This window comes from Streptomyces sp. NPDC055287, assembly GCF_053646035.1.
Window position 1 is genome coordinate 1 of the sequence record NZ_JBSHNE010000073.1, and the last position, 18,342, is coordinate 18,342.

Sequence of the window (18,342 nt, forward strand, 5' to 3'; positions counted from 1 at the left end):
GCAGGGGGGACCCTGTGGGAGAGTAGGACGCCGCCGAACAAATTTTATGCCCCGGCCCCTGGACTTATGTCCAGGGGCCGGGGCTTTTTTGCGTTTAAGGTCAAGTCATGCGCTACGACCTCATCATCTTCGACAACGACGGCGTCCTCGTGGACAGCGAGCCGATCTCCAACACGATCCTCGCCGGCTACCTGAGCGAGCTGGGGCACCCCACCTCGTACGAGGACTCGCTCCGCGACTACATGGGTTCCGCCATGCACCGGATTCATGACCTGGTGCTGGAGCGGACCGGGCAGCGGCTGCCCGAGGACTTCGACAAGACCCTGCATGCCCGGATTTTCGCCGCCTTCGAGCGGGAGTTGAAGCCGGTCGCCGGGGCGGAGGAGCTGCTGGGGGAGCTGGTGGCGGACGGGGTGACGTACTGCCTCGCGTCGTCCGGGAGTCATGAGCGGATCCGGGTGGGGCACCTGGTGACCGGGCTCGACGAGTGGTTCGAGGACAGCTGGATCTTCAGCTCGCAGGACGTCGGGCGGGGCAAGCCGGCGCCGGATCTCTTCCTGCACGCCGCCGAGCAGATGGGCGTACCGGCGGAGCGATGTGTGGTGGTGGAGGACAGTCCGCTCGGGGTGGAGGCGGCCAGGGCGGCCGGGATGGATGTGTACGGCTTCACGGCCATGACACCGGCCGACAGGCTTTCGGGGGCTACCGGCCACTTCTCGGACTTCGGGGGACTGCGGAAATTGCTTGCCTGATCGATCTACCCATGAGTAGGTGTGCGGCCTACGCTGTGCGGCCATGACAGACGCGCGCCTGCGGCACGGCAGGGCTTCCTTGGCATTGAGCTTCTTTGCGCAGGGCGTGGCTTTTGCGCTGCTCGTGACGCGGCTGCCCGCCATTCAGGACCGGTACGGGATATCCGACGCGCTGCTGCCCGCCTTCCTGGCCGCCGTGCCGATTCTGGCGGGTGTGGGCAGTGTCGCGACCGAGCAGGCGGTGAAGCGGGTCAGGCCCAGCGTCGTACTGCGATGGTCGCAGCCGGTTGTGCTGGTGGCGCTTCTCGGGGTCGGGGCCGGGCGCGAGATGTGGCAAGTCGCGCTCGCCTTGGCGCTGTTCGGGGTGGCGGTCGGGGCGCTGGACGCGTCCATGAACATGCTGGGGGTGAGCCTTCAGCAGGCGTACGGCCGCAGCATCATGCTCGGGTTTCATGCGGCGTACAGCCTTGGCGGGATCGTCGGGGCGTCGCTCGCGTGGATGGGGGCGCACTGGGATCTGGCGCTGTTCGTCTCCTATCTGCCTGTGGTGGCTGTGCTGTTGCCTGCGGCGTTCGCCGGCAGTCGGTGGTATGCCGACGGTGTGGGTGCTCGTGCTGGTGCTGGGGGGGTGGGCCTGAAGGGGGATGGGGGAGCGGACTCGGGGGGTGCGTTCCGGCTGTTGTTGCCGCTGTGCCTGGTGATGACGTTCGCGTACATCGGGGACTCCACGGTCTCGAACTGGAGCGCCAAGTACCTGGAGGATGTGCTCGGTTCTTCGGAGCAGACGGCGACGCTTCCGTACAACGTCTACATGGTGACGACGTTGGTGGGGCGGGCCGTCGGGGACTTCGGCGTGCGGCGCTTCGGGGCGGTCGCCGTAGTGCGGGCCGGGGCGCTGCTGGCCGCGGGCGGGTTCGCCGTTGTGGCGGGGGCGCCGGGGGTCGGGGCCGGGATGCTCGGGTTCACGATGCTCGGGTTCGGGCTGTGTGTGATCGTGCCGCAGACTTTCGCGGCGGCGGGGCGGCTTTTCCCGGGGGCGGCGAGTGACGCGGCTGTGGCTCGCCTGAATGTGTTCAATTACGTGGGATTTCTGGTGGGCGCGCCGTTGGTGGGGGCTCTCGGGGATGCGTGGAGCTATCGCGGGGCGATGCTCGTACCGATGGTTCTGGTGCTGGTGACGCTGGTGTACGCCCGTTCGTTCGCGTCCGGCACCGACCGATACGGTGGCGGGCATGAGCGGGCGCGCACTGTTGATGTGGGATGACGCGGTAACGGGCTACGACTTCGGGGCGAGCCACCCGATGGACCCCGTCAGGCTCGACCTGACCATGGGGCTCGTGCGTGCGTACGGACTCGACCGGGCGGTGGATGTCGTCGCCGCGCCGGCCGCGGGGGACTCGACGCTGCGACTGGTGCACCGCGAGGACTATGTGGCGGCCGTACGGGCGGCTTCAGCGGATCCGCGGGGTGCGGACCAGGCGTACGGGCTGGGGACCGTTGATGATCCGGCCTTCGCCGGCATGCACGAGGCCTCCGCGCTGATCGCCGGGCAGTCGGTCGGGGCGGCGGAGGCGGTCTGGCGGGGGGAGGCCGCGCATGCGGTGAACTTCGCGGGCGGGCTGCATCACGCGATGCCGGGGAGTGCGGCGGGGTTCTGCATCTACAACGACGCGTCACTGGCGATCGCCCGGCTGTTGGAGCTGGGGGCGGAGCGTGTGGCGTACGTCGATGTGGATGTGCACCACGGGGACGGGGTGCAGGCGGCGTTCTGGGACGACCCGCGGGTGTTGACGGTGTCGCTTCATGAGCATCCGCGGACGCTGTTTCCCGGGACCGGGTGGCCGGAGGAAACGGGCGCGAGTGGGGCGGGCGAGGGCTCGGCCGTGAATGTGGCGTTGCCGGCGGGGACGGGGGACGCGGGGTGGCTGCGGGCGTTTCACGCGGTCGTGCCGGAGCTGTTGGCGGATTTCCGGCCCCAGGTGCTGGTCACGCAGCACGGGGCGGACACGCATTTCGAGGATCCGCTGGCGCATCTGGCGGTTTCGCTGGACGCGCAGCGGGCGGTGCAGGAGGCGTGCCACGAGCTGGCGCACTCGTACGCCGACGGGCGCTGGGTCGCGCTGGGCGGAGGTGGCTATGCGGTCGTGGACGTCGTGCCGCGCTCGTGGACGCATCTGGTGGGAATCGCGGCGCATCGGCCGGTCGAGCCGGAGTCGGTGATTCCGGCCACGTGGCGGGACGAAGTGTATGCGCGCACGCGGCAGTTGGGGCCGGGGCGGATGACGGACGGCGTGACGCCGGGGTGGGAGGAGTGGGACGCGGGGTACGACCCTGCGGACCGGCTGGACCAGGCGGTACTCGCGGCTCGGCGGGCGGCGTTTCCTTTGCGGGGGTTGCTGGCGTAGGGCCGGGGTTGGCAGCGGGGCGGTGTTCGGGTTCGCCGTTCGTGGGTGTGGGTGCGGGTGTGTGCTTTGGCCGCTGCGCGGGGCTGCCCCCTCCCCGCCCCTTTCCGAAACTGGGGGCAAGCCCCCAGACCCCCACGGTGGTGCGGCGGTGCTGCGGTCGGTGTGGGCGCGGGCGCAGCGGGCGCCGGTGTGTTGCGCCAGGTCAGGCGCGCTCAGGTTCTCGGTGGGGAGGCGACTGCGTGCGCCGGCCCGCCCACGGGTTGACGCCCTGGCATTCCGCCCCGCACTGCGTCGGCCGGCGCGGGTCTGAGGAGCGAAGTTGGCTCCCCAGGCCTCACCCCCGGCGTTGCAGCGGCCGGCGCTCGAGCGGGACGGTTGCGTCCAGGCCTCGAATCGCCAGGCGTCCCCTGCGGCGCGACGGCCGGTGTGGTTGTGGGCGCGCGGTCGGCTCGGGGTCGGGCCTGCGGCTGGGGACTCACGGACTGTGTGCCGGCCTGGGCGCCCGTACCGCCCCAGAAGGACGGAGGCTCGGTCGTGGCGCCGCCTCCCGGGGGTTACGCCAAGTGTGGGGTCTGTTCGGGGTTTTGGGGGGACGGGGGGTGGGGGTGCGGGAGCATCGGGAATGTGTTGAGTACCGGCGCTCTGCGTGCGCATCTGTTGGCGGCCCGGCTGGCGGGGACCGTGGCCACCTCTCGGGAGACGAGCCTGCGGAGCTACCGGCTGTTCGCCGCGCGGGATCCCCGGGTGCTCCTCGGGCTCGATCCCGACTGGGCGTGGAACGAGCTCGATGTCATGGCCCTGATGGCCGACAGGTGCGGGGTGTCCGGTGACCCCGGGTGTGTCAGCGGGTCCGATGTGATCGATCCCGAGCGGACGCTGGCCGGGCTGGAGGCGTTCGCGGGGCGGCTGGGGGAAGCCGCCGCGCGGGGGATGCCGGTGCTGTTCGGGACCGGACACCCGCACCGTTTGCTCGGGTTCTACGCCGATCTCGCAGACGCTTTGTCGGCGGCGGGGTGCCTTGTCCTCACACCCGCGCAGGGGCGATGTGTCGACATAACGACCCGGTTCGGAGTACGCACGTACAACCTGGACTACGTACGAGGAGTCGCCCTGGTGCGCGAACCCGGCGTGCAGGGCCCCGTGAGTGATACCGGCGCACACAGCCATTCGCCCCTCCCGGTTAGGGTCGCGCTGGCCGCCGCCGGGGAGGGCGACGGACCCCTGCCCGGGCTTGTCGTCGGCGACCACGGGTGGGTCTGCGGTGCAGGTCAGTTGGGGTTTGAGGCCATTGGACTGGCCGATACGGACGATCCCGCGCTGTTCGTCGGAGAGGCCGAGGGGCGGGTGTCCGTCGCCGTTCCGCTTGATGATGCTGTGCGGTCTGATTACTACCGACCGCTTACTCGCTATGTACTCAATCGAGCGTGTCTGTCACGGTAGGCGCCGGATCGCTGCTCCTCTTCCCCACTCGCATCACCCGCCCCTAGTCTGGGAGTGAGCGCACAGCGACGAAGAGTCACCGGAGGGGAAGCCGGTGCGCGTCGGGTGCGGAAGGTACAGGTGGGTCATGGCTGCTGGCAGCGAGAGGCCTCTCAACGAGGTCAAGTTTCTTACCGTGGCGGAAGTCGCCTCGGTGATGCGAGTGTCGAAGATGACCGTGTACCGATTGGTGCACAGCGGTCATCTGCCGGCGATCCGGGTGGGCAGGTCCTTCCGGGTTCCGGAGCAAGCGGTTCACGAGTACCTCCGCGAGTCCTTTGTGGGGGTGGAATCGGCCTGACGGCGGCCTCGGATTACGTCCCTCTCTCGGTGGCGGGTAGGCTAGGCCCTCGTAGGTCGTGTGGGCCCAGACGCCCCGCACCGAGTGAAGAGAAGTGAGCGAGGGTAGTCGTGGGCTCTGTTATCAAGAAGCGGCGCAAGCGGATGGCCAAGAAGAAGCACCGCAAGCTGCTCAAGCGCACCCGCGTTCAGCGTCGCAACAAGAAGTAAGCGGCAGCTGTACGTGAATCCGCAGCCCTTCCACCGTCATGGTGGGAGGGCTGTGGTGCGTTGTGACGCGTGTGGCTCAGTCGGCTCACAGGGCTCATGCAGCCCGTGTAGCCCATGCGTGTCTGCTGTCACTCCAGGCGCCGGGCGGTCATCACAGCGCAACATCCAACCGCTACGGTGGCGCTAGGGGAGACCGAGGGAAGGCGCTGATCTTGGGCAAGGTCGTGCTCGTCACAGGTGTGGCCCGGCAGCTGGGCGGCCGTTTCGTACGGCGAATCCAGCGTGATCCCGATGTGGACCGGGTGGTCGGCGTCGACGCGATCCCACCCGAGCACCACCTGGGAGGCGCCGATTTCGTGCAGGCGGACATCCGCCAGCCCGCCATCGCGCGCGTGCTCGCCGAGCACGGCGTCGACACCATCGTGCACATGGACGTCACCGGTACGCCGCTGGGCACCGGCGGCAGTCGCGCGTCGGTGAAGGAGACCAACGTCATCGGCACGATGCAGCTGCTCGGAGCCGCCCAGAAATCGCCGGCGGTGCAGCGGCTGGTCGTGAAGTCCAGTACGAGCGTGTACGGATCGGCGCCGCGTGATCCCGCCGTCTTCACCGAGACCACGCCGCCGAAGTCGCTGCCGAGCGGAGGCTTCGCGAAGGACGCGGTCGAGGTCGAGGGGTATGTACGGGGCTTCGCACGTCGGCGGCCCGACGTGGCCGTGTGCGTGCTCCGGTTCGCCAACATCCTCGGGCCCTGTGCCGATTCTCCGCTGGCCGACTACTTCTCGCTGCCCGTGCTTCCCACGGTGTTCGGGTACGACCCGCGCCTGCAGTTCGTGCACGAGGACGACGTCATCGATGTCCTGCGCATCGCCTCGCACGACCCGCGGCGCGGCACGATGAACAGCGGCACCTTCAATGTCGCCGGGGACGGTGTACTGACGCTCTCTCAGTGCTCGCGGCGGCTCGGGCGGCCGACCGTGCCGGTGCTGCTGCCCGCCGTCACCTGGGTCGGGTCCGCGCTGCGGACCGTCGGTGTGACCGACTTCTCGCCCGAGCAGATCCGGCTGCTGACGCACGGACGGGTCGTCAGGACCACCCAGATGCGCGAGACACTGGGCTTTGATCCCAAGTACACGACCGCGGAGGCCTTCGCGGACTTCGTGCGCAGCCGGGCCGCGGGCCTGCTGCCGCCCGAGGCTCTCGCCCGTACCGTCGACCGGCTCTCCACTCTCGTCAGCAAGGAGCGCACCTGACATGGCCGATGCCAAGGTCATCCCGTTCGGTGATGATCCGCGGACCAGGAGGGCCCGGCCCAAGTCCAAGGACGCGGGTGCCGGTGCCTCCGCCAAGGAGTCCAAGGGGAAGCGGCCTCAGGGGCGCAAGGGCGGCCCGCTCGCACCCGTACCGGAGCAGCACGCGGCACCGGACGACGCGGCGGTCGCGGAGGCCGCCCCGGTGGCGCCGGAGGAGCCCAGGGCGGAGCCGGGCGGCGGGGGTGGCTGGGACCGGCGGATCGCGGGCGGGCTCGCGTTCTTGCGGCGGCGGCTCACCGGTGACTACGAGGTCGACGAGTTCGGGTACGACGAGGAGCTCACCGACAAGGTCCTGATGTCGATGATCAGGCCGCTGTACGAGAAGTACTTCCGGGTGGAGGTCAAGGGCATCGAGAACATCCCGTCGGAGGGCGGGGCGCTCATCGTCGCCAACCATTCGGGGACGCTGCCGCTGGACGGGCTGATGCTCCAGGCCGCGGTGCACGACAACCATCCGGACGGGCGGCACCTGCGGCTGCTGGCGGCGGATCTGGTGTTCATGCTGCCGGTCGTGAACGAACTGGCGCGGAAGGCCGGGCACACGCTGGCCTGCGCGGAGGACGCGGAGGAGCTGCTGAGGCGCGGCGAGGTCGTCGGTGTGATGCCGGAGGGCTTCAAGGGGATCGGGAAGCCGTTCAGCGAGCGGTACAAGCTCCAGCGCTTCGGGCGGGGCGGGTTCGTTTCCACCGCTCTGCGGGCGGGGGCGCCGATTGTGCCCTGCTCGATCGTGGGGGCCGAGGAGATCTACCCGATGATCGGGAACGCGCGGACGCTGGCGCGAGTGCTGGGGATTCCGTACTTCCCGATCACGCCTACGTTTCCCTGGCTCGGGCCGTTGGGGGCTGTGCCGTTGCCGACGAAGTGGACGATTCAGTTCGGGGAGCCGATTCCCACGGACGGGTATCCGGCGGAGGCGGCGGAGGACCCGATGCTCATGTTCAACCTGACGGATCAGGTACGGGAGCAGATTCAGCACACGCTGTACAAGCTGCTGGTGCAGCGCAGGTCCGTCTTCTTCTGAGCGCGGGTGGGTGTACGGGCAAAGGTGTGGGCCCGGTCTCCGGTGGAGAGCGGGCCCACGGGTGTTGCTGGTCCTGCCGGCCTCGTACTACGGCGCGTTCTCCTCCTCGATGCCCAGGCCCGGAAGGATGCCGGGGAGCAGCGGGGGGACGGTGACGTCGGGAACCGGTGACGTGCTGGTGCCCTTGTCCTTGGAGGACGGTGACGACGGGGTCGTCGCGTCGGCCGAGGGCGGGTTCAGGAGGTCGCCGGGGGCGCCGCCGATGAGGCCGTCGTCCTTGGCGGTGCTGCGGGGAGACGACGGGTTCGGCTTGGTGTCGCCACCCGTCCGGCCGCCCGAGGACGTGGTCGTGGACGGCCCGGGGCGCTCCGTTCCCGGTGTGCCGGTGCGGTCCTGGGTGGAGCCGCCGGGGCGTTCGGCGTTCTCGGGGGGCTTGGGGGCGCGCGGAAGGAGCGACTGGAGCGGGGCCACCTCTTGGTCTATGGCGTCGAAGACCGAACTCACCTGGTCGCCCACGTCGGCTAGTTGTACCGGCAGCTTGTCGCGCAGGCTGCTCCATGCCTGGCGGTGCGACTTGGCGAACGACGACAGGGCCTGGATGGAGCCGATGGAGCCGTCGCGCGCGTAGGCACGGCTGAGAAGGCGGTGGCCCTCGCCGGCATCGTGCGTCATGCCGCTCAGCGTGCGCCTGACCTCGCCCAGCTGTTCGTGGTCCAGGTCGGCGGCCCGGCCGCGCTCCATGAGGCGGCGAGCCTCCATGAGGCGGGTCGAAGCCTGGTCGAGATAGATCTCGCCACGGTCGGCGTCGTCGCCGGCCATGGTGAGCTTGACGTCTTCCATGCCTCGCTTCAGCCCGTACAGCGAATCACCCGGCAGGGCGTCGGAACTCGCAGCGGCCACTCCGCTGAAGGCTCCGGCGGCCACACCGACGGTGAGCCCGCCCGCAGCGATGCCCTTCGACCAGCGGGAGCGCGGGCGCAGCTTCCGGAGCGGGGACGCCCGGTGGGTGCCCCGTCCGGTCCGCTGCTCGGGCACCGTAGGGCCCGTTGGCGCGCCGCCCTCGGCGACCATCGCTTCCATGGCGGCGATGAGCTGGGCCCGCTGGACGACTTTGACCTCGGGGTCCAACTCCGGTGACGGCAGCGCGCCGAGACCGTTCGCCAGAGCCAGAAGCCGTACGGCCTCTGAACCTTCGGCCGTTTCTTCGGGCTGATCTGCCGCCGTGCCCTGGGGCGTCTGTGCCTCCAGCGCCTGGGCGAAGGCGTTCGCCCGCCGGTGCGCCGATACGTTCGCGATCACTGGCGGCACCTCCTCTCGTCATGACGATCGACTCCCCTGGGGGTCCGGAAGGTTGCACGCCATGAGCACATCCACACGATCGAGTGAGTGGCTGCGGACATGGCGTGACCGCAGGGAGCCTGCATCCCGCACAACGAGCGTCTCGGCACTTGGGTTACGCGCAGAGGATGATCGGACCACAACGTCATGGAGGGTTGTGAGGGCATCACTGAATGTGACCTCTGTCGGCCGATCGGCGGGCGTGCGCGGGCGCGTGTCGTTGGGTGCAGGTGGACGTGCGCGTGGGTGCGCGGTCAGCGGGCGTCGTCGGGCAGGAGCCGGGCCAGCGTACGGACGGCCCGGTACTGGAGGGTCTTGATCGCGCCCTCGTTCTTGCCCATGACGCGGGCCGTCTCGGCGACCGAGAGGCCCTGCAGGAAGCGCAGGGTCACGCACTCCTGCTGCTGCGGGTTGAGCTTGCGGACGGCTTCCAGGAGGGCCGCGTTCGAGAGGGACTCGAGGACGGAGTCCTCCGGGCTGCGCTCGACCTCGTTGGCGTCGAGCATTTCGCCGGTGGTCACTTCGAGACGGAACCGGCTCGATTTGAAGTGGTCGGCGACCAGGTTTCGGGCGATCGTGACCAGCCAGGCGCCGAAGTCGCGGCCCTGCCAGGTGAAGGTGGAGATGCGGCGCAGGGCGCGCAGGAACGTCTCGCTCGTCAGGTCCTCCGCGGTCGCCTTCCCGCCGACGCGGTAGTAGATGTAGCGGTAGACCGTGTCGCTGTACTGGTCGTAGAGGCGGCCGAACGCATCGGCCTCGCCGGCCTGAGCGCGTTCGACGAGGTCCATCATGCGTGCGCTGTCGCTGTCGGCACTGGGCCGACGGGCGGTGGACGTGCCGGTGCCCGAGCCGGCGCCGCGGCTGCGTCTGCCGACCGCCGCACCGCCGTCGGCCAGGGCATAGCAGGGGCCGACAAGTGCAGGGGTGGCAAGGGCGGGGACGGCGTACGCGGTGGGGACGAAGCCGCGCAAGCGGTCCACGACCGTTGCGCGCAGCGTAGCCAGGCCCGAGGCGTCAACCCCGACGTGTGGGTACACGGGACTCCCAGAGGCAGAGCTTCCAACACGTTCAGTGCTAGACCGGTCACTCGTCGTGCTGACGGGTGGGGTCCGGTATGCGTCTGAGGAGAATAACGCTTCGTACAGGCAGCACTACACCCAGTTGCTAAAATCATCGATTCCGTCGCTTCTGTTACGTCTAGGCGGCGGTTCGAGTAGCAGTTCGTGATCAGTTGTTGACTGGATCACTTCGTAATCTGCGTGATTGCTGGATGCGTTGTGCCCGAGTGGAAGTGACGGGACTGGCGGGAGCCGGGGGAGGGTAGGGACCCGGGATTGCGCGTCGCCCGCCGGGCCCCGTCGCGGCCGGTGCGGGACGCCGTCAGCGGCGGCGGCGGTGCAGGGCCATGGCGGCGGCGGTGCCGCCGGCGATGGCGCCGACGCCGGCGGCCGCCGGGATGCCGACCTTGGCGGCCTTGCGGCCGGTCCGGTAGTCGCGCAGCCGCCACTCGCGTTCGCGGGCGTACCTGCGCAGCTTCGCGTCGGGATTGATCGCGTACGGATGTCCTACGAGCGAGAGCATCGGGATGTCGTTGTGGGAGTCGCTGTACGCCGCGCAGCGGGCCAGTTCCAGCCCCTCGGCGGCGGCCAGGGCGCGAACCGCCTCGGCCTTCGCGGGGCCGTGCAGGGGCTCGCCGACGAGCTTGCCCGTATATACGCCGTCGACGGACTCGGCGACCGTGCCCAGGGCGCCGGTCAGGCCGAGGCGGCGGGCGATGATCGTGGCCGTTTCGACGGGGGCGGCGGTGACCAGCCAGACCTTCTGGCCCGCGTCCAGGTGGGCCTGGGCGAGGGCGCGGGTGCCGGGCCAGATGCGCTCGGCCATGTACTCGTCGTAGATCTCCTCGCCGATGGACATCAGCTCGGAGACGCGGTGGCCCTTCACGATGGACAGCGCGCTCTCGCGGGCGTCCTGCATGTGTTCGGGGTCCTCGACGCCGGCGAGGCGGAACCAGGCCTGCTGCCAGGCGAAGCGGGCCAGCTCCTGGCGCTGGAAGAACTTCCGCTTGTAGAGGCCGCGCCCGAAGTGGAAGATCGCGGCGCCCTGCATGACGGTGTTGTCGAGATCGAAGAAGGCGGCGGCCCGGTCGTCACCGACGACGGGGAACGCGGGCTCCGTCGTTTCGGTTCTGCCGGACGCCGCCGCTTCGAGTTCTTCCTGCTCCAGCGACGTCTTGCGTGCTGCCTCGGCTGCTGCCTCTCCCGCCAGCACGCTCCGGGCTGTCGCCGAGCGCCTGCGGGGGGTGAGCCATCCCAGTGCGGCCATGTCGTGAGCATAGCCAGTCTGTTCGGTACTTCCGGACCTGCCGGGATGCGGCGGCGTGAACTCTCCGGAACACCGGTGTTACGCGGGCGGAGGGGCCGTGGCCGGTCGGGGGCGGCCCGGCCGGGCGAGAATGGCGTCATGAGTCCCCTGTTGCGACGTACGCATGCCAAGCGGAAGCCCGACGAGCGATTGGTCACGTTGGTCGGCAAGCCGGGCTGTCATCTCTGTGACGACGCGAGGGCCGTGGTCAGCGAGGTGTGCGGGGCGCTCGGGGTGCCGTGGGAGGAGAAGGACATCACGCAGGACGAGGAGTTGAACCGGGCGTACTGGGAGCAGATCCCGGTCGTCCTGGTCGACGGGGAGCAGCACACCTTCTGGCGTGTGGACGCCGGGAGGCTGCGCAAGGAGCTCGGGGGCTGAGCGGCTGGGGCGCGGGGCCGGGCGGCTGAACCGGAGAGCGGCGCCGGGGTGACCGACAGGCAGCTAGCATCATGGGCGATTTGAGCGGTCTCGGGGGCGTAGTCGTGAGGAGTGTGTACGGTTTTGCCCCCTTCGGATCTTCAACGAGCCCGAACGGTCCGTGGTTCCGTAATTGGCCGGGCGGCATGCGTGACCCCGGTCACTTTGGGCGGACAAAACGGACACCATCTTTGTGCACGCGTTCACAAAGGCATAGCCTGCTTGCGACGGGGCGGTCTTGGTACATACGGCCGCCTGCAGCCCCGCTCATCCCGCAGGAGCACCGTGGCAACTGGCCGAAATCACCGACCGGCGACCCGTAGCCGAGGCATTCCCGAGGCCACCGTCGCCCGACTTCCGCTGTATCTGCGTGCCCTGACGGCGCTCTCCGAGCGCTCGGTCCCCACGGTGTCCTCCGAGGAGCTCGCCGCCGCGGCCGGGGTCAACTCGGCGAAGCTGCGCAAGGACTTCTCGTACCTCGGGTCCTACGGGACGCGTGGGGTCGGGTACGACGTCGAGTACCTCGTCTACCAGATCTCCCGCGAGCTGGGACTCACCCAGGACTGGCCGGTCGTCATCGTCGGCATCGGTAACCTCGGCGCCGCGCTCGCCAACTACGGCGGCTTCGCCTCCCGCGGCTTCCGCGTCGCCGCGCTCATAGACGCCGACCCCGCCATGGCGGGCAAGCCGGTCGCCGGGATTCCCGTCCAGCACACCGACGATCTCGAGAAGATCATCAGTGACAACGGCGTCCACATCGGCGTGATCGCCACCCCCGCCGGTGCCGCCCAGCAGGTCAGCGAGCGACTCATCGCCGCCGGTGTGACCTCGATCCTCAACTTCGCGCCAACCGTTCTGTCGGTGCCGGACGGGGTCGACGTTCGCAAGGTCGACCTCTCCATCGAGCTCCAGATCCTCGCCTTCCACGAGCAGCGCAAGGCCGGCGAGGAAGCCGCCGCCGTGGCCGGCGCGGCGGGCGACGTCGTGACGCCGCCCCCGCTGCGGGCGGGCGCGGCCGCGAGCCGGAAGGGACCCGACGGGGACGTTCCCGCCGTGATGCCGGCATGAGTCTTCTGGTAGTCGGGCTGAGTCACCGCAGCGCTCCGGTCAGTGTGCTGGAGCGGGCGTCGCTGACCGCCGAAGCGCAGGCCAAGCTCCTCCAGGACACGCTCGCCTCGGAGCCGGCGGTCGAGGCCGCCGTGCTCGCGACCTGCAACCGCATCGAGCTGTACGCCGACGTGGACAAGTTCCACGCCGGTGTCGCCGAGCTGTCCACGCTCCTCGCACAGCACAGTGGTGTGGGGCTCGAAGAGCTCACTCCTTATCTGTACGTCCACTACGAGGACCGCGCCGTCCACCACCTGCTGTCGGTGGCGTGCGGGCTCGACTCGATGGTCGTCGGCGAGGGGCAGATCCTCGGCCAGATCAAGGACGCGCTCGCCCTGGGGCAGGAGCTCCACACCGCGGGTCGGCTCCTCAACGACCTCTTCCAGCAGGCGCTGCGCGTCGGCAAGCGGGCGCACTCGGAGACCGGCATCGACCGGGCCGGCCAGTCGCTCGTCACCTTCGGCCTCGAACAGCTCGCCGCCGGCAGCGGAATTCCGGTCGCCGAGTGGGCCGCGGGCAAGCGGGCGCTGGTGATTGGCGCGGGCTCGATGTCCTCGCTGGCCGCGGCGACGCTCGTACGCACCGGAGTGGCCGAGGTCGTCGTCGCGAACCGCACGCAGGCGCGGGCGGAGCGGCTGGCGGAGATCCTCGGCGAGGCCGGCGGCGTCGCGCGCGCCGTGCCGATGGGCGATGTGGCACGTGAACTGACACGAGTCGACGTGGTCGTGTCCTGCACGGGCGCGACGGGCCTCGTACTGACGGCCGAGCATGTCGCCGGTGCGCTCGGGCTGACGGTGGACCGTGCCACGGCCGCTTCCGGGGCTGGGAGTGGTGCGGGGGCGAGCGCCGGTGCCGGTGAGCCTGCGGGCTGCCCGGAGCCGAGCGAGGCCCCCGCCGTACCCGCCGCCCGGCAGGGCGCCGACTCCATGGAGCAGCACGGCGCGTGGGCCGACAACGGCACCGCCGCCGCTCAGACCCGTACGCGCGAGCAGGTCGGTGTGCGCGGAGGTGCGCCCGTACGGCTCGCCCTGCTCGACCTCGCCATGCCCCGCGACATCGACGGCGGCGTACACCGGCTCGACGGCGTACGGCTGGTGGACATCGAGTCGCTGGCCGAGGCTTCCGCCGACGCGCCCATGGCCGCCGATGTGGACCAGGTGCGGACCATCGTGTCCGACGAGGTCGCGGCCTTCGGCGCCGCCCAGCGCGCCGCGCAGATCACGCCCACCGTCGTCGCCCTGCGCAGCATGGCGGCGGACGTGGTGAGCAACGAGGTCGCCCGGCTCGAGGGCCGGCTTCCCGGACTGGACGACAAGCAGCGCGCGGAGATCACGCAGACTGTGCGCCGCGTCGTCGACAAGCTCCTGCACGCGCCCACCGTGCGGGTCAAGCAGCTCGCCAGCGAGCCCGGCGGCGCCGGGTACGCGGACGCGCTGCGCGAACTCTTCGACCTCGACCCGCAGACGGTCGCCGCCGTCAGCCGGGCCGACCTGAACGACACCCCTGACGGTGGGAATAGAGGGCGGGCATGACTACAGATGCCTTGAAGCTGGGGACCAGGCGCAGCAAGCTCGCCATGGCCCAGTCGGGACACGTCGCCGAGGCGGTGCGCCGCATCACGGGGCGCCCCGTCGAGCTGGTGGAGATCACCACGTACGGAGACGTCTCGCGGGAGCAGCTCGCGCAGATCGGCGGTACGGGCGTTTTCGTCACGGCACTGCGGGACGCGCTGCTGAGGGGAGAAGTGGACTTCGCCGTCCACTCCCTGAAGGACCTGCCGACCGCCCAGCCGGACGATCTGACGCTGGCCGCCGTGCCGAAGCGGGAGGACCCGCGTGACGTACTGGTCGCGCGCGACGGTCTGACGCTGGCGCAGCTGCCGGCCGGGTCCCGGGTGGGCACCGGATCGCCGCGCCGCATGGCGCAGCTCAACGCGTACGCGCGCGTCCACGGTCTCGACATCGAGACCGTGCCGATCCGCGGGAACATCGACACTCGTGTCGGATATGTACGGAGCGGGGAACTGGATGCGGTGGTTCTGGCCGCCGCCGGCCTCAACCGCATCGGCAGGACCGACGAGGTGACCGAGTTCCTCGCGGTCGACGTCGTCCTGCCCGCCCCCGGCCAGGGGGCACTGGCAGTCGAGTGCGCCGCCACGCGCGTCGAACTCGCTGCCGCGCTCGCCGAGCTCGACGACCCGTACACACGGGTCGCCGTGACCGCCGAGCGATCCCTGCTCGCCGCCCTGGAGGCCGGTTGCAGTGCACCTGTGGGTGCACTGGCCGACCTGCTGGCCGACGGACAGGTTGTCAACGAAATGCGCCTGCGCGGTGTCGTCGGTACCCCCGACGGTGCCGAGCTGGTGCAGCTGTCCACCACCGGTCCCGTACCCACGTCGCACAACGACGCGATCACTCTCGGACGCGAACTCGCGGACGAGATGCTCGCGAAGGGTGCGGCCGGTCTTATGGGGGAGCGAGCACAATGAGCCCCACCACCACCTCTACGTCAGTACCTTCGGCGTTCGCCGCATCCGGGCACGTCACTTTCCTCGGCGCCGGTCCCGGTGACCCTGGTCTGCTGACGCTGCGCGCCGTCGAGGCGCTCGCGAGCGCGGATGTGCTGATCGCCGAGCCACATGTGCTCGATGTCGTACGTACGCATGTCAGGGCGGGCGTAAGCACGCCGCAGCTGACGGTGGTTGACGACGCGTCAACAGCCGCCGGTATCCCCGCTATCAGGGATGCGGTCAATCTTGTCATGGAGGCCGCGCGGGGCGGCAGGCGGGTCGTGCGTGCGATCGCCGGCGATCCCGGCCTCGACGGGAACGCCGGCGAGGAGATGCTCGCCTGCGCCGCCGAGGGCATCCCCTTCGAGGTCGTTCCCGGTGTCGCGTCCGCGGTTGGTGTGCCGGCGTACGCCGGTGTGCCGCTGCGCGACGGGCGGGGCGCCGACGTGCGCTTCATCGACGCCCGGAGCGCCGACGACAGATGCTGGTCCGAGGTCGGGGCCAGCGATGCGACCGCTGTTGTTTCCACGACGCTGGACGCTGTCGCGGCGGCCGCGGGTGAGCTCGTCTCGGCGGGGCGCAAGCCCGATACGCCGTTGAGCGTGACTGTGGCCGGTACGACGACGCGGCAGCGGACGTGGAACGCGACGCTCGGTACGGTCGCCCAGGTCCTGAAGCAGGCGAAGGTGCTGCCTTCGCCCGACGGCCACCAGCCCGTCATAGCCGTGGTCGGTGAGCGCAGCGCCGCTGCTCAGCGTGAGCAGTTGTCGTGGTTCGAGTCGAAGCCGCTGTTCGGGTGGCGGGTGCTGGTTCCGCGTACGAAGGAGCAGGCGGCGTCGCTCTCCGACCAGCTTCGGTCCTACGGAGCCGTGCCGCACGAGGTGCCGACGATCGCCGTCGAGCCGCCCCGGACCCCGCAGCAGATGGAGCGGGCGGTCAAGGGACTCGTCACGGGACGGTACGAGTGGATCGCCTTCACCTCGGTGAACGCCGTGAAGGCTGTCCGGGAGAAGTTCGAGGAGTACGGGCTCGACGCTCGTGCCTTCGCGGGGATCAAGGTCGCCGCTGTGGGCGAGCAGACGGCCGCCTCGCTGGTCGAGTTCGGCGTGAAGCCGGATCTCGTGCCGAGCGGGGAGCAGTCGGCGGCGGGGCTGCTGGAGGACTGGCCGCCGTACGACCCGGTTTTCGACCCGATCGACCGTGTCTTCCTGCCGCGGGCCGACATCGCGACGGAGACGCTGGTCGCCGGGCTGATCGAGCTCGGCTGGGAAGTCGACGACGTCACGGCGTACCGGACGGTGCGGGCTTCGCCGCCGCCTGCGGACACGCGTGAGGCGATCAAGGGCGGTGGGTTCGACGCCGTGCTGTTCACGTCGTCGAGCACGGTGCGGAATCTGGTGGGTATCGCCGGTAAGCCGCACAACGTGACCGTGATCGCGTGTATCGGGCCTGCGACGGCGAAGACGGCCGAGGAGCACGGCCTGCGGGTGGACGTCCTTTCGCCGGAGCCGTCGGTGCACAAGCTGGCGGAGGCGCTCGCGGCGTTCGGTACGCAGCGGCGCGAGGCGGCGATCGAGGCCGGCGAGCACGTGACGCGGCCGAGTGAGCGGCGTCCGGGGTCGCGGCGGCGGCGGACCACTTAGGCGTCGCGTGGCGTGGCGTGGCGTGGCGTCGCGTGGCGTCGCGTGGCGTCGCGCGCGTGGCCCTGCGGGGATGTGGCGCTGCGTGGGTGTGGTGTGAGGGGTGCGGGGGTCTGGGGTTCGTCCCAGGCCCCCGCGCCTTTTGCGTCGTGCGACTGAGCGGTGGGGGCGTGTGGGCGGTGTGGGCGGTGGGGGCGTGTGGGCGGTGTGGGGTTGTAGGCGGTGTGGGCGGTGTGGGGATTTGTGCCGACGGGGTGACGGTAAAAGGGGTCGTTGCGGCGGCGTAGCGTGTTTGCATGACTGTGTATGGATCCTTTCCCGGAGCCCGGCCCCGTCGGCTGCGTACCACCCCCGCGATGCGGCGCATGGTCGCCGAGAACCGGCTGCACCCTGCCGATCTGATCCTTCCGGCGTTCGTACGCGAAGGCATCGGCGAGCCCGTGGCCATCTCGGCCATGCCGGGCGTTCAGCAGCACACGCTGGAGACGCTGCGCAAGGCGGCCGTCGAGGCGGTGGAGGTGGGCGTCGCCGGCATCATGCTGTTCGGCGTCCCGGCTGATGAGAAGAAGGACGCGGCGGGGACGGCGGGGACCGACCCGGACGGGATCCTTCAGGTCGCGCTGCGCGAGGTGCGGGCCGAAGTGGGCGACGACCTCGTGATCATGTCCGACCTGTGCCTGGACGAGTACACCGATCACGGGCACTGCGGCGTCCTGGACGCGGACGGGCGAGTCGACAACGACGCGACGCTGGAGCGGTACGCCGAGATGGCGCAGGTCCAGGCGGACGCGGGGGCGCACGTGGTGGGTCCCAGCGGAATGATGGACGGCCAGGTCGGCGTGATCCGCGACGCGCTGGACACGATCGGCAAGGAGGACGTGTCGATCCTGGCCTACACCGCGAAGTACTCGTCCGCCTTCTACGGTCCGTTCCGCGAGGCGGTCGGGTCGTCGCTGCGGGGCGACCGGAAGACGTACCAGCAGGACCCGGCGAACCTGCGGGAGTCGATGCGCGAGCTGGCGCTGGATCTGGACGAGGGCGCCGACATGGTGATGGTGAAGCCGGCCGGGCCGTACCTGGATGTGCTGGCGAAGGTCGCGGAGGCCGTGGACGTGCCGGTCGCGGCGTACCAGATCAGTGGCGAGTACGCGATGATCGAGGCGGCGGCGGAGCGGGGCTGGATCGACCGGGACAAGGCGATCATGGAGTCCCTGCTGGGCATCAAGCGCGCCGGCGCGAACATGATCCTGACGTACTGGGCGACGGAGGTCGCGCGCCGGATTGGGCGGCGGGGGTAGGGCGGCGGGGGTAGGGCGTCGGGGGCAGGGCGCCGGGACGGGGCGTGGGTCCCGGGGGGTATGCGTACCGCAGGAACCACGGGTTGTTTGAGGGGGTTTCGGGTCGTCCCTGGGCGCTTGAGTGTCGGTGGGCCGGGGTGGCGCGTCAAGGGCGCTCCTGCGTCGCGTCGCTGCGCGATGGGCCTG

General features: G+C 70.2%; 17 protein-coding genes. 14 read left to right on the top strand and 3 right to left on the bottom strand.

What is annotated here, in order from left to right:
- Positions 1-107 precede the first annotated feature (107 nt).
- From ACWIHY_RS38330 to ACWIHY_RS38365, 8 genes are all read left to right on the top strand, one after another.
- Positions 108-752: an HAD family hydrolase gene (locus ACWIHY_RS38330; protein WP_454381278.1), complete on the top strand. Its 645-nt coding sequence runs from the start codon at positions 108-110 to the stop codon at positions 750-752.
- 43 nt (positions 753-795) lie between these two features.
- Complete coding sequence (locus tag ACWIHY_RS38335; RefSeq protein WP_454381279.1) at positions 796-2,016, top strand: MFS transporter; 1,221 nt, start codon at positions 796-798, stop codon at positions 2,014-2,016.
- Complete coding sequence (locus ACWIHY_RS38340) at positions 1,985-3,157, top strand: acetoin utilization protein AcuC (RefSeq protein WP_454381281.1); 1,173 nt, start codon at positions 1,985-1,987, stop codon at positions 3,155-3,157. The genes ACWIHY_RS38335 and ACWIHY_RS38340 overlap by 32 nt, the downstream gene beginning before the upstream one ends.
- Positions 3,158-3,781: 624 nt before the next feature.
- On the top strand, positions 3,782-4,597 hold the full coding sequence (locus ACWIHY_RS38345; RefSeq protein ID WP_454381294.1) for a phosphatase: 816 nt from the start codon (positions 3,782-3,784) through the stop codon (positions 4,595-4,597).
- A gap of 127 nt (positions 4,598-4,724) precedes the next feature.
- Complete coding sequence (locus tag ACWIHY_RS38350; RefSeq protein WP_014046653.1) at positions 4,725-4,937, top strand: helix-turn-helix domain-containing protein; 213 nt, start codon at positions 4,725-4,727, stop codon at positions 4,935-4,937.
- A gap of 110 nt (positions 4,938-5,047) precedes the next feature.
- A complete protein-coding gene (locus ACWIHY_RS38355) occupies positions 5,048-5,146 on the top strand; it encodes a 30S ribosomal protein bS22 (RefSeq protein ID WP_003948845.1) in 99 nt (32 codons plus the stop codon).
- Between the two features lie 212 nt (positions 5,147-5,358).
- Positions 5,359-6,399: an NAD-dependent epimerase/dehydratase family protein gene (locus tag ACWIHY_RS38360; protein ID WP_454381282.1), complete on the top strand. Its 1,041-nt coding sequence runs from the start codon at positions 5,359-5,361 to the stop codon at positions 6,397-6,399.
- A gap of 1 nt (position 6,400) precedes the next feature.
- Positions 6,401-7,480, top strand: coding sequence for a lysophospholipid acyltransferase family protein (locus ACWIHY_RS38365; RefSeq protein WP_454381283.1), 1,080 nt, complete (start codon positions 6,401-6,403; stop codon positions 7,478-7,480).
- An 87-nt stretch (positions 7,481-7,567) separates the two neighbouring features.
- Here ACWIHY_RS38365 and ACWIHY_RS38370 read toward each other — a convergent pair whose 3' ends face one another.
- The 3 genes from ACWIHY_RS38370 to ACWIHY_RS38380 all read right to left on the bottom strand — a co-directional run bounded on the left by ACWIHY_RS38370 (position 7,568) and on the right by ACWIHY_RS38380 (position 11,143).
- Positions 7,568-8,779: a DUF5667 domain-containing protein gene (locus ACWIHY_RS38370; RefSeq protein WP_454381285.1), complete on the bottom strand. Its 1,212-nt coding sequence runs from the start codon at positions 8,777-8,779 to the stop codon at positions 7,568-7,570.
- 293 nt (positions 8,780-9,072) lie between these two features.
- Positions 9,073-9,855, bottom strand: coding sequence for an ECF subfamily RNA polymerase sigma factor, BldN family (locus ACWIHY_RS38375; RefSeq protein WP_069927590.1), 783 nt, complete (start codon positions 9,853-9,855; stop codon positions 9,073-9,075).
- A 343-nt stretch (positions 9,856-10,198) separates the two neighbouring features.
- Positions 10,199-11,143 carry an HAD family hydrolase gene (locus ACWIHY_RS38380; RefSeq protein WP_454381286.1) on the bottom strand — a complete coding sequence of 315 codons (945 nt, stop codon included), beginning with the start codon at positions 11,141-11,143 and terminating at the stop codon, positions 10,199-10,201.
- A 138-nt stretch (positions 11,144-11,281) separates the two neighbouring features.
- On the opposite strand from ACWIHY_RS38380, the gene ACWIHY_RS38385 reads away from it, so the two are divergent.
- From ACWIHY_RS38385 to hemB, 6 genes are all read left to right on the top strand, one after another.
- Entirely contained in the window at positions 11,282-11,563 is a 282-nt protein-coding gene (locus ACWIHY_RS38385; protein ID WP_454381287.1) for a glutaredoxin family protein, read from the top strand.
- A gap of 324 nt (positions 11,564-11,887) precedes the next feature.
- Entirely contained in the window at positions 11,888-12,670 is a 783-nt protein-coding gene (locus ACWIHY_RS38390) for a redox-sensing transcriptional repressor Rex (RefSeq protein ID WP_454381288.1), read from the top strand.
- On the top strand, positions 12,667-14,241 hold the full coding sequence (locus ACWIHY_RS38395) for a glutamyl-tRNA reductase (protein ID WP_454381289.1): 1,575 nt from the start codon (positions 12,667-12,669) through the stop codon (positions 14,239-14,241). The genes ACWIHY_RS38390 and ACWIHY_RS38395 overlap by 4 nt, the downstream gene beginning before the upstream one ends.
- A complete protein-coding gene (gene hemC, locus ACWIHY_RS38400) occupies positions 14,238-15,197 on the top strand; it encodes a hydroxymethylbilane synthase (RefSeq protein WP_454381290.1) in 960 nt (319 codons plus the stop codon). Before ACWIHY_RS38395 ends, hemC begins: the two co-directional genes overlap by 4 nt.
- On the top strand, positions 15,194-16,861 hold the full coding sequence (locus tag ACWIHY_RS38405) for a uroporphyrinogen-III synthase (RefSeq protein ID WP_454381291.1): 1,668 nt from the start codon (positions 15,194-15,196) through the stop codon (positions 16,859-16,861). The genes hemC and ACWIHY_RS38405 overlap by 4 nt, the downstream gene beginning before the upstream one ends.
- A gap of 293 nt (positions 16,862-17,154) precedes the next feature.
- Positions 17,155-18,156 carry a porphobilinogen synthase gene (gene hemB / locus ACWIHY_RS38410; RefSeq protein ID WP_454381293.1) on the top strand — a complete coding sequence of 334 codons (1,002 nt, stop codon included), beginning with the start codon at positions 17,155-17,157 and terminating at the stop codon, positions 18,154-18,156.
- Positions 18,157-18,342: the final 186 nt, after the last annotated feature.